Source organism: Microbulbifer sp. VAAF005 (genome assembly GCF_030012985.1).
Taxonomy (GTDB): domain Bacteria; phylum Pseudomonadota; class Gammaproteobacteria; order Pseudomonadales; family Cellvibrionaceae; genus Microbulbifer.
The window spans coordinates 4,530,798-4,543,052 of the sequence record NZ_CP120233.1 but is presented as its reverse complement, the minus strand read 5'-3'; the positions used below and the strand labels follow the sequence as shown (position 1 = coordinate 4,543,052).

Genomic DNA, 12,255 nt, shown 5'->3' with positions numbered 1-12,255 from the left:
TCTTTTTCCGATTAATTTACGCCACTAATAGTAAAAAAGGTGAAGCTGGTTCAGCTTCACCTAACGGGTTTAGTCACTAAAAAATCCTGATCTCTGCGGAAGTTAGTCCCTACCGATAATCCGATAGTACTACCGGTGGCAGTTCAGCAGCCTCTGACATCCACTCTTTTACGCTGTCACGCCCCAGCAACCGGTCTATCCACTGTTTGGTAAGCGGCCAGGGCTGCAAATCTGGGGCGTGGGAGAAAATTCTTATCACTGTTGGCACAAAGGCTAAATCTGCCAGGGACAAAGCACCCATCAAGTAAGGGCCACCATTTTGCTCAAGCTCTCCCTCCCAGGCGGCAAATAAGCGCTCCGCATCCATCTCTTCTTCAGGGGTCATTAGACGTTTATCTGGATAAAATGCACTTTCAAAGGACAGACGTGGACACAACCCGGACAACCCAGAATGTTGCCAGCTAAGCATGGCCCGGGCTCGGGCCCGCATCAATGGATCTTGAGGTAACAGCTCACCAAAGCCAATATCATTGGCATATTCCATAATGGCCAAGGAATCAAAAATAATCATATCCCCCTCTTCCAGTACCGGTACTGATCTCGCAGGGGATAGCTCACCGATACGCTGTAAGTTCTGGAATCGCTGTGGCCGGCGAATATCTACAACCACTTCCTCAAATTGAACTTCCTGTTCACGCAATGCCAACCAAGCCCTAAAGGCCCAAGTGGATGCATTTTTAGTACCCGAGTACAGAACACGAGACATAATTAATCCATTGTTATAGTTGAATTATATTGATCAATTGGGAGCTTCAATTATACCGCTTAACCGCCAAACAATTAGAATATAGCATCAAATTTATTGTGCATTAACAACACTACGGTTCATAGCCATCAATGCCTCATCACAAACAGCTATTTTTTTTGAATCGCCTCACAAACTTAAAGAAACCAAAAGGCGGCTCAAGTTTAGGTTAGCTCTCACTATTCAATTGAATCGCCTAAGAGACACAACTTACTACTGGGGTGGAAGGAAAGAATACACCGCACTCGAGACACGCAGTGAATACATCCCTGTAAGCTCCTAATCGGCATCCATGCCTCATAGGGTCCCGAGCGCAGTGTATTCTTTCCTTCTCCCTTTTTAGTAAGTTTCGAAAATCGCCAAAAAATTCAATCCAGGCAGCTTGGACTTTTAGTAATGGCAACATTAGCGTACCAAGTGTTGGTGCCACTACAATCGGGGTCAACCGTATCATATAAATCAAAGGAAAGATTAAGTTCAGAGAAATTTCCAGTTATGACATTATTAGTCGAACTCGTGAATTCCAAAACGATACCTCCACCATCATTACTTGCTATTAAATTTTGGGAGATTATATTACTGGATGAGCCCTCGATTAGAATTCCTGCTCCACCATTGGATGTAGATATATTATTGAACACATTTGAAAAGCTATCATCTACCTGAATTCCATCAGAGACACTGAGCGATACAACACAAGAAGAGAGAGTATTAAAATCATCATCCATATCAACACCTACCCGACCACTATCAGTGATTATGCATCCACTAATATTGTTAAAGATACTGTCAATATCAATACCATCGTCAACACTACCAACTAGCTCAGTTCCGACCACCGTGTGATAACCCACACCGCCTATAAAAATATTGTCAAAACATTCATTAATGGTGCCGCCAGTCAACACCGCACCTTGACCCAGGATACGTATTCCAGCACCGCCAAATCCCGCACCTGTATCACAGGTCACAGAAAAATCTCCCATACTCAAACTACCTTCAGGACCAACTATCGTAAGGGCATCTGGCTCAGCAGCAGTAAGGTCACAGGATAAATCCTGTGTAAGCACTTCGGCGGTTGTAATAACATCACCACAGGATACCTGAGCTGAAGCTACAAAAGAGTATGACGCTGTAAATAGCCCCATTACGCCTAATATTAATGACTTAATAACTGACTGTTTAATATCCATGTAAAACCTCTATCAATTGTGTATAAGAGTTGGATTTCCTTGCCCGGGATACAGACCGCCTCCTTAGTTTGGACGTGACTATTAATTCCGCCATAAGAAAAAGTACTTAAAGTACTAAGCTGCAATCAGCGGGGAAAATTACAAATCGTGCGGGGATAAAGTTTAGGGGCACAAAAAAACCCGGCGGGTGCCGGGTTTTTTAAACAAAAGGTAAGAAAATTACTTCAAACCGAGTACTTCTTTACCCTGAATAAAGGTAACGTCAACCGGAATATTGGCCTCGGCCAAGCGATCCAAATCAGCCTGCAGTTCAGGGCCAATTACGCCTTTGGTCTCCAGCAATGATTTGGCTTTCTCGTAATCGCCATCACCCTGAATAGTAATGATTAAACGAGACAAGTTGGTCATCGCCTGTTGCATCTTTTCAAAATCAACACTGTATTGACCAGTCTTGGGATCGCGAGTGAAGGCACCCTGCTCCTTAAAGTAGTTAAAGCGCATCATGTTGGCTTTACCGTGGGCACTGGCCGCACCAAAACGTACGCTGCGGAAGATACCCGCCAAGAAGGTGACATAGTTATCCATCAACTGGCCCTCTTCCAACTCACCTTTTTCATGCAAGCGGGTAACCATGTACAGACCGAGGATATCAGCCTTACCTTCTTCCAGGGCGGAGGAGGTTTCCTTCAAAGCCTGGCGAACATTATTGCCGCCTTCTACGGTCTTTTTAATTCCCAAACCGTGGGCCACTTCGTGGAACATGGTGTTGGCAAAGAAAGCCGGGAAGGTAATATTCTTGCGCTGATCTTCTGCGATCAATACATCGCTGATCGGCACCAGGATCTTGTCAAACTTGGCCTGCATTGCATTCTTCAGCTGCAAACGTCGAGTGCCTTTGGCCAGCTGTACTTCCTCATCATTGGGAAGGTTAATGGCGATAGTCTTGGAGCCAGCATTACTGTGGCCGGCGTAGAAGAGTACATCGTAGGCATTCAAGTCTGAATCAGTACCGGGCTCTTCAGATTTGTATTTTTCCTCAACCGGCAAACCCTTCTGCAGCTCGGGCAGCAGAGCGGCAAACTTGGCCAGTTTTTTACTCCACTCTTTGTCTTTCAGCAGGACGTAAGACTCATAAGCGGTACGATAGGCAAACAGCTGGTCTTCATAGTTTTCAATAGGACCAATAACCACATCGATATCATTCTCCTTCATATCCATCCAGGCCATATCACTGGGGCGGAAATTATCGGAGAGAAGTGCATCGGCACGCATAGTGAGGTAGTTAGCAAATTCCTTGCTCTCAGCCAATTCAGCTGCCTGGCGCAGAATGCTGGCCGCCTTATTCAGGTCCGCATTGTAGGCTTCGTTGTAAGGCACCAGTTCGAGACTGCCAGACTCATTGCGGCGTACCAGCGAGTACAAGCCGTCTTTTCCTGCCTGGTCCCATTTCTCGAACTCTTCGCGGGTCATATCCGCTGGGTAGAAGTTAGCACCCAGGGGCTTATCTCCATAACCAACAATAAACGGCTTATTGTCGTTAAGGCGATCCCAGGGGCCATAGTTGATATCGGCAAACTTACGAGCGCGGTTGTCTTCAATATCCGGCAGCAATTCCTCAGCTGGGCCGTAGGATTGCAACCAGAACAAGCGATCCATAATCTGGCTGGCATCAATCAGCAGGCCAATCATTTTGCGCTGGTTGTCGGAGAGACCGCTTAGATTTGCAGTGAGCTCAACCGGTACATAGATATCAAAACGCTTATCCGCATCTTCTACCTTTTGGCCTGAGGGCACAGGTACAGTCTTGGACTCTACAATCTGAGCCTCAGCTTCCGCTTTGGCAACTTCTTCGGGCTGCTGCTCTTTTTTGGAACAAGCGCCAACAAGGGCCAGTGCCAACACTGCTGCCGCTATCTTGGTAGCCTGAAAAGGAATGGTCATATCGCTCTGCCTATCATTTTTTTGTATCGGCGCCACATTAGTCTGGCTGTAGGGATTTATCAACCGTCATGGCGTAGGCACCTCGGCTGCTTGGGTCTCAGTTCCACGCTCCTGTTGCTGCATACGCCAGAGGGCCGCGTAGTGTCCATCAGCCTGCATCAATTCCCGGTGGGCTCCCTGCTCGACTATTCCGCCCTGATCCATTACCAGAATGCAGTCCGCATCCACAATTGTGGAGAGGCGGTGAGCGATCACTAATGATGTCTGCTCGCGGGCAATATCCTGCAGAGATGCCACTATGCCCTGCTCTGAGTGGCTGTCGAGAGATGAGGTCGCTTCGTCAAAGATCATAATCGGAGGCTTTTTCAGCAGGGCCCGAGCGATAGCAACCCGCTGCTTTTCCCCTCCGGACAATTTGAGACCCCGCTCCCCCACCAGGGTATCGGCTCCCTCTGGCAGCTGCTGAACAAAGCCTTCCAGCTGGGCGTGGCGGATCGCCTCATCCACCTCAGTATCTGAGGCATCTACACGTCCGTAACGCACGTTGTCCCGGATCGACTGATTGAACAACACTGCATCCTGAGGCACAACACCAATAGTCCTGCGCAGCGACTCCTGGGAAACACTGCGAATATCCTGGCCATCAATGGAAATTGAACCGCTGTTAGCGTCATAAAAACGAAACAGGAGCTTAAAGAGGGTGGACTTACCTGCGCCGCTAGCGCCAACAATTGCCACTTTTTGCCGTGGTTCCACAGCAAAGCTGATACCTTTGAGGATCTGGCGATTATCTTTGTAGCCAAACTGGACGTTATCAAACTCAATTCGGCCCTCCATCACGGTGAGGGGGGCGCCTGGGGAAGATCTTCCACAGCAGGTTTTACCGCAAGTAAAGAGAACATCTTCTCAATATTTGCCAGTGCCCCTTTCATCTCCCGGTACACAAAGCCGAGGAAATTTAGCGGTATAAAGATCTGCATCATAAAGGCATTTACCAATACGAAGTCACCGATGGTCATAGTGCCTTTGGTGACTCCTACTGCGGCAAGAACCATTGCTGCACACATTGCGCTGGCAATAATCAGCGCCTGGCCACTATTTAGGCCAAACAGGGACAGCCTGTTCTTACGCCGCGCCTTCTCCCAACTGGCCAGCTCCCGGTCATAGTGACCGGATTCATGTCGCTCATTGGCAAAGTACTTAACGGTCTCATAGTTGAGCAGACTATCAACTGCACGGCTGCTGGCCTGTGACTCCGCCTCATTCAACTCCCTGACAAAGCGCGTACGCCATTCAGTGGCTACCACTGAAAAGCCGATATAAATAATCACTGCGGCCAGCACTAATAGCGCAAATAAGCCGCTGTAATTCCACCAGAGCAACCCCGCCACCATAGCTATCTCTACCAGCGTGGGTACGATATTGAAGACCATAAACCGCATCAGGAACCCGATGCCGCTATTGCCCCGCTCAATATCCCGAGAGAGCCCGCCGGTACGGCGGTTCAGGTGAAAATCCAGGTCCAGCTTGTGCAAATGCTGGAACACTTCCAATCCGATCCGCCGCTGGGCCCGCTCGGTGACACGGCCAAAAATCGTGTCTCGCAGTTCGCCAAACAGAGTGCTGGAAAGGCGCACAGCCCCATAGGCCAACAGCAGCCCCAAAGGTAATGCCACTGCCTGGGCCAGGCCCCCAGCACTATCCAGGTCATCGACAATATGTTTGAGCAAAAATGGCAGGGTAACACCCGCAACCTTGGCGCCAATCAGGCAGAGGATCGCCAAGACTACGGCGCGGCGGAACTCCAATAAGTAGGGGAAGAGGGTTTTGAGTGCACCCCAGTGCACCTCATCCAAAGAGACAGTGGATTTGGGTCTCGGCATAATCTATCCAGGAGGAGAAAACAGGCGCCCATTATAATTCGTCAATAGAACTTATATAGACGCTTGTCTCTAAAGCGCCGCCCCTCACTCCCACACAAAATTGACACTGTCGCCGATACAGCAGCAGTCATCAAACGGCAAAATGTTTTTGCCGCCTAAGAGGACTTCAAAAGACTAAATCGTCGCTAGGCTTTCATATTCTCAAGCATATAGGCAAGGACTTCATCTTGGTCATCGACTAATTTTTCTATCAGATCAAGATGGTCCCGATTATTAGCTAATTTGAAATAACAGGGATTATCCATTTCTAGCATTTTCTCTTGATACTCTTTGGTCTGCCGAAAAAATTCCAGAGTATCAAATTCAGGCACTATTAAATGTAGCGGGCATCTTGTTGTATCAATACCAGACACTAGCATCTGGGGACTTACCTTTTCAGCAGATTCCATCGACATCTTAATGAGATCATTGAAAAAACTATTAACCAATGGGCGAACATCAAATATGCCAGCGAGGGAGAATGCACCTTTAAATTTACGTTGAGCAGTTACCGGAACGCCAAATTGACTCCAATCTGTCTGATGTAATAATGCCACCAGCTGCCCCCCAACCGAGTGCCCCACTAAGTATACAGATGGAGATCCTTTTTCCTCGGCCTCTTTTAGTACGCTCGCCACTGCCCACTGCATCTGCGCGACAATAGACTCCATTGGAGTATCATTTTTCCAGTCCGTGGCCATACGGTAACCCGGCATATACACTGCAAATCCTTCTTTATTAAAAGGCTTGGCCAGAAAAGAAAACTGTTCTTTTGAAAACCACTGCCACCAACCACCGTGAATATAAATTACAACCGGAGCATTTTCAGGGACTTTATCCGGCCTGAATACATCCATCGAGCCCGAGTAGTCCCCTTTCCCAAAACTGACAGTTTGTAAACCGTCCTTAATCGCTTTGCGATAAGTTAAACTGCGACTTCCAGTAAACTCTGCATGAGACGGCAAAAGAAGATCTGTAGGGAGGCGATGTGTCCACAAAACGGGATTATATTGTTCGTCCGTTTTCTCACGAGTAAAGCAATTCCAAAATTCACTCACGGGTAACACCCTCACTTTTCGCTGGGATAGTGTGACCACTTCGGTCTCTTAATGTATTGGCACTGCCTTCCGTATCACGATGGCTTTTCGTCAAAAGTAGGCCAGCTTCGCGCAGTGACCGCAACGCATCAGCATCGTCAACGTCATCGATGGTAGAAGCAATAAGGTTGTACCCGATGTGATAAGGGTCTGTATTGACCCCGGAGTGTAGTCCTTCCAAATAGACACAACCTTGCCTGACGACAGGCCGGGCTTCTCGAATAAGTTCATCGTCATGTTCGACATTGAACTTCCCGTTAAGCGCATTAACAATATTCATAAGGGCCTTTTGTCCCTTATCTGGGTCTCGAGTAATGGCGGTCGAAAACTTAGTTCGTATGCAAGGTCCTTTCCAGCTGTCATCAAGATATTTGCTGCTGAAAAATACGCGCACCATAAATCTTTCGCAAACACGATTCAAAAGGTATCGGGCAACCCAAACATCGTCCGCTATCGTTAGCGCATCGCAACATTCACCATCAATACCACGATAACCGATTCGGAATACCCATTGCCCCAGCGTTATGGTTTTGATCTCACTGATAAGAATTCCAGCATCGATACAGGCTTTCGCATGTGCCTCAGCAACCTTTCGCCCATAAACCGATTCACTGCCTACACCACAGTAATAAACCCTTTGCAATAAAAAGGCCTCAACCCCTGAAAAACGAAACGGATAGCAATCAGAAATGAGTTTATATTCCTGTTCAAAACCCAGCTGTGGCTCAATAATTCTCTCCAGACAGTCTAACGTTTTTCTTATTCTGGCACGTATATTTGACAGGTGAATTTTTTTACCTTCCTCAAGTACCTCACAAAGTACGATATAGTCATTTAGCCCACGTAGTGGGTCCCGATAGACTCGAATTGGATTGAGGAAACAGTCGGAATCACTATCATCCAACTGCTCCGTCTTGGAGCGGTCAAAAGTCCACAACGGGAAATCCGTCACTACCGGACAATCTGGCAAACTAAGAGCTCTGGCCTTCGAACGAATCTGCTGCATCGGACCCGCTTCATCAATCCAGAGGTACTCCACGAAACTGAGTTTACTCATACCGATGACCCTTTTTAAATTTCTAAGTTAGCGGAATATGCTCCTGACCACCTCACCAGCAAGAACCAACTTACCGGAAAACATATAATCCTTTGAAGGTATCCCCATATAAGATTTTATTAAAAAATTAACCCTGGATCGTGTTATCTACCATTTAAACTATCGAGGTATTTACCTTAATGCCTCAAATAAAAGCAGAGGGATTTTTTAGCCGGCTTGATTTCTGCTTATGGTAGGCCTTTCTATCTCCTAAAACGCAGAACATTACAATTTAAGGGGGGCATCGATCCTCTGGTTAATCCAACAAACTGTACTGGCGCCTCATCAAGTGAGTCTCTGACTGAGACCACATCAACAATCCAAGCAATTCAAGATACTTTCATCCCTAAATACCACTCTGATTCAAACGAATGCAAACTAACCTACCAATACGATAAATCTCTAAACAACAATTTGACTTTAAGATCTTGGCGTAGATTCGGAGCCATATACACTATGCAAGCACACCAACGTAGAACATAAAGACCAATAGAAAAAGACTATTTTTGAGAAATTTATTGGTTAGTAATAGGTACAAGATAGGGAACTTGCTCACAAATAAACTATTCGAGATTACAAACTTATGATGACACCAAATAGTAATCAGCTATTACCCCATGAATGCACTCTAAACCGGCCACCAGATCAACCTAACCACACTTGGCAATAGGCTGAATGATGAACACTCCTCACAGGGTGGGGCCGCGCCAGTTTTGGGCGGCCAAATTTTCTGTAGCATAGCGCAGGAAACAAGTAGATTTTGTTGCGAATAACACTTACCAATCAATGAAAATATTTTTTGTATAAAGTTCCCCCTTTCCGTAAATACCTATAAACATTTCAGCAGCAATTCCTTTATGCTCGAATCTCTAGTAGAGAGATAATAGATGGTATACACGGATAACCGCCAACTGGTAAATTCAACTTATCAATTTTAATGATTTTTTGTGGAAGGCTATTTTTTGATTGCATGGACTACTGCAGCAAGAAAGGTTGCATTTTTATGGAATAATCAGCCTCTCAGTACAAATATACGACACCTGAATCTTCCGCAGAGTCATTGGCCTGATCGCTCATAATACCGATGGCCGCCCTGTCCTCATTGGGAGTTCCGAAAACTAAAGTATGACCATCCGGGCTCAAGGCGATGGACCCGCCGAAACTATCACCTGTCTCGATATGATTTGTCTCAATATACGCCTGCTGATGCCATGAATCATCCGCGCGGACAAACATATAAACTGCTCCAGAACCGACTGAATCATTATTCATCTGACCTCTATCAATACCGGTTGTGGCGCTAGCCTCTCCATAGGCACCTATGATCAGGGTATGGCCATCTGCACTCAGGGCTACTGAGATACCAAAACGGTCAAAGACATCAGAGTTACTCGCCTTGATGTACGCTTGTTGATGCCAGGTACCGTCCTCACGGGAAAATACATAGACAGCTCCAGAACCAGCTGAATCACTATTTGCATGGTCATCATTAATACCAACAACAGCGCTAGCCTCATCGGGGGCGGCCACGGCAAGGGTAAGTCCATTCGCACTTAAAGCTATGGAACGGTTGAAAAAGTCACCAATTCGAGTGCTAAAAAATTCATTACTCTTCTGGTCACCACCTATATCGGTGGCTACCTTGTTGCCCACCCCGACGTCCGCCCCCCCATTTGCCTTGGCTGAGTATTTAGAGGTGTGAGTTGCAAAGGCCGACCCTACGGCTGGGCTGGCCACCTTCTCGACCATAATGGTCGGGGCATGCCCCTGATCGTCACCGCCAAAGACTGTGGACAGAATAAAAACAACCGACAGTACAAGCCCCAACAACAGGCGTATTAATATCATCGCAGCAGGCTCAAGTTTTGACACTACGTAATACATAGTCATATTTCCTTTTCTTTTTCCCTTAGGCATGGAAAGAGGAATTCCCCGGTTGCAAGGGGACATAACAAAGCCCCAAAGACACCACCTTCTAGCAGATAACTGGATTCACCAGCAGTGAAACAACCGACCGTGGGATTCAGCGTTGAAAAAAATTGGAGTTGCAGAAATGAGGAGCCAGCACTGGAGTAAAAAAAAGCCCGGCAAGCTACCGGGCAAAGGGGCTTGTGCGGGGCCAGCACAAGCAGGGGAGGTTGCGTAAGAGTGCGAAAACCTTAACACCCAATGCACTATTGAATTTCAACCAGTAAAACAGTCAAACATGGTACTCATCGTGTAACCGACTAAGTAAATAAGTTATATTTTTGTTTAAGTATCGTTTGGATTACTATTCGGCAGTCAAACTGATTTAACTGGAAGGAGCTTTTGAACAATTCTTTAATATCCCTGCAGACTTTAAAGACTACAGATATTAGGAGCAGCTCACCTCAAATAGCTGCAGCCCTTTGCAAAAGCTGCAACACAGCAGGCGTAGGTAGCCTTCAAGGCCTTTTACCGCTTTGACCACTCCCTCAAAACATCAAACAGAAAGTTAAGACTCTAGATTGACTTAACCTTTATTACCTTTAGGTTCATTCTCCACCTTGAATTCGTCCCCCATAAAAACAACACCAGCCAATTTGTTTAACTCAACACTAAATCTATGCTTGGCTGTAACGATGGCGACTAACAAAACATGTCGGTCTCCATAGATCGACCTCGCTCGCTTTGGGGTCTGAACAACCAGAACACAATCTTTGGTTATACCAACGCGCAGCCAACTTTCTGCATGTCCCGGCAGGGTGATTGGAGACGTTACAAAACGGACGCCCTCCAAATCTATATAAAGAAGAGTAAGGTCTGATTTTACGTTCAGTTCTCTCAAGTTCATTCCTATTTCCTCATTGAAATCTTATCCTTTATCCAGAAGTATTACCCTATTGGGCTCATCACCAATTAAGATCAGGCAGGAAACTTTCCCCTCACCCCGGAAAATCTACTGCTTTAATGTACCTTTTACCCACAACACATAACTAGACTCACAACCAGTGAACCAATAAAACGTGGCACTAAACATGTATACCACTGCAAAAAAACTCTAATCGTGTTTGAATTACGTTTAAATCACAAAAAATAATAGAGTCAAACTGCCAGATAAAAATACCGGAACTTACAATCTCACTGTAGCACCTGGAAGTATTAGCGACCTACAAAACACCCATGTATATCACAGAAAAATGAACCCTCAAGTACACAACTATCCATACTAGAATTGTGACAGTCTAGCCAGCTGAATTCAGAAAGATTCTGTCTACGTAATCCAGCAGTAAATATCACGATCATTTAAACGATCACTCACATTATTGAAATTTAACATCTTGCTCAAACCGCTCATCCAGCCAACCCAGCACTTAGATACATCCTTGAAATTTAATACAAAATGCAAGGAGCTAGCAGTTATCTTGTGCAATCCAGAAAATAGGTTTTCCATGCAGCAAGATACAACAACCTGGAATTTAGATACCTTCAACAACAAACAACTAACCTATAACTTTGCCCGTAGCATTGAAGGATTTTTCTCCATCTACTCCCCAGCCTTAAAACATATCTATGGGGATTTCACAATAGAGCTATTGCATGGCCAGAAATCACGCTTGGTGGCAACACCCTCGATATATGGCCTTGACCGCTATATCAATATTACCGAAAACACTCTGCGCCCCTCAGGTCTTTATATTTTTCCAGGAGATTTTTTCGACCTCCACCAATATCAATTTAGGGCTGCTTTTTTAGCCAAAGATTTAACATTCCCGAAAAATCCCATGATCGGACCTCCCAGCGCAGGCTTCGATCTATTCAGGAAATTCAGCAATAACAACGAATTATTCCCTGTATTCACCAAAAACGACCTCCACGAATTTAGCTCTATGACGCCCTGCCTACACATTCACCTTATTGACCTAAGAAAAATAAACTTGTCTAATCCAGAACGAAAAACTCTTAAATTGATGTTTGAGGAAAAATATACACGCCTAAAAAGCATTGGTTGTTAAGGTGAATGTAGAAGTACCCCTCAGGGATAAACTCTTCACATGCCCACCCCGTATTATGTTGAAAATCTTCGGAGAATTATCACTGGTTGACCAGGCGTAATGTAAGTGTTGAGAGCAGGCATTAAATGCCCGCTCGCGATATGCGCCCAATATAGGGGGGAGAAAGACCTTATTGAGCTTATTGCCCCCTAATAAGGTCGCCAGATTTTTTATCAGCGGTTCAG

At 45.8% G+C, this 12,255-nt stretch carries 8 protein-coding genes and 1 pseudogene; 1 reads left to right on the top strand and 8 read right to left on the bottom strand.

Annotation, left to right across the window (positions count from 1 at the left end; translation table 11 throughout):
* Nucleotides 1–109: 109 nt before the first annotated feature.
* From P0078_RS20390 to P0078_RS20355, 8 genes and pseudogenes are all read right to left on the bottom strand, one after another.
* Entirely contained in the window at nucleotides 110–766 is a 657-nt protein-coding gene (locus P0078_RS20390; RefSeq protein WP_282931728.1) for a glutathione S-transferase family protein, read from the bottom strand.
* A 407-nt stretch (nucleotides 767–1,173) separates the two neighbouring features.
* Nucleotides 1,174–1,998 (bottom strand): right-handed parallel beta-helix repeat-containing protein, encoded by an 825-nt coding sequence (locus P0078_RS20385; protein ID WP_282931727.1) that lies wholly within the window; start codon nucleotides 1,996–1,998, stop codon nucleotides 1,174–1,176.
* A gap of 219 nt (nucleotides 1,999–2,217) precedes the next feature.
* Nucleotides 2,218–3,939 (bottom strand): DUF8614 domain-containing protein, encoded by a 1,722-nt coding sequence (locus P0078_RS20380; RefSeq protein ID WP_282931726.1) that lies wholly within the window; start codon nucleotides 3,937–3,939, stop codon nucleotides 2,218–2,220.
* Between the two features lie 66 nt (nucleotides 3,940–4,005).
* Nucleotides 4,006–5,822 (bottom strand): annotated as a pseudogene (locus P0078_RS20375) (ABCB family ABC transporter ATP-binding protein/permease).
* Nucleotides 5,823–6,007: 185 nt separating this feature from the next.
* A complete protein-coding gene (locus P0078_RS20370) occupies nucleotides 6,008–6,919 on the bottom strand; it encodes an alpha/beta hydrolase (RefSeq protein WP_282931725.1) in 912 nt (303 codons plus the stop codon).
* Nucleotides 6,912–8,015, bottom strand: a complete 1,104-nt coding sequence (locus P0078_RS20365; RefSeq protein ID WP_282931724.1) for a glutamine synthetase — start codon at nucleotides 8,013–8,015, stop codon at nucleotides 6,912–6,914. The genes P0078_RS20370 and P0078_RS20365 overlap by 8 nt, the downstream gene beginning before the upstream one ends.
* A gap of 1,059 nt (nucleotides 8,016–9,074) precedes the next feature.
* Nucleotides 9,075–9,938: an FG-GAP repeat protein gene (locus P0078_RS20360; protein ID WP_282931723.1), complete on the bottom strand. Its 864-nt coding sequence runs from the start codon at nucleotides 9,936–9,938 to the stop codon at nucleotides 9,075–9,077.
* A 610-nt stretch (nucleotides 9,939–10,548) separates the two neighbouring features.
* Nucleotides 10,549–10,869, bottom strand: a complete 321-nt coding sequence (locus tag P0078_RS20355; protein ID WP_282931722.1) for a hypothetical protein — start codon at nucleotides 10,867–10,869, stop codon at nucleotides 10,549–10,551.
* A 598-nt stretch (nucleotides 10,870–11,467) separates the two neighbouring features.
* Between P0078_RS20355 and P0078_RS20350 the strand changes: the two genes are divergently transcribed.
* Nucleotides 11,468–12,031 carry a hypothetical protein gene (locus tag P0078_RS20350; protein ID WP_282931721.1) on the top strand — a complete coding sequence of 188 codons (564 nt, stop codon included), beginning with the start codon at nucleotides 11,468–11,470 and terminating at the stop codon, nucleotides 12,029–12,031.
* Nucleotides 12,032–12,255 lie beyond the last annotated feature (224 nt).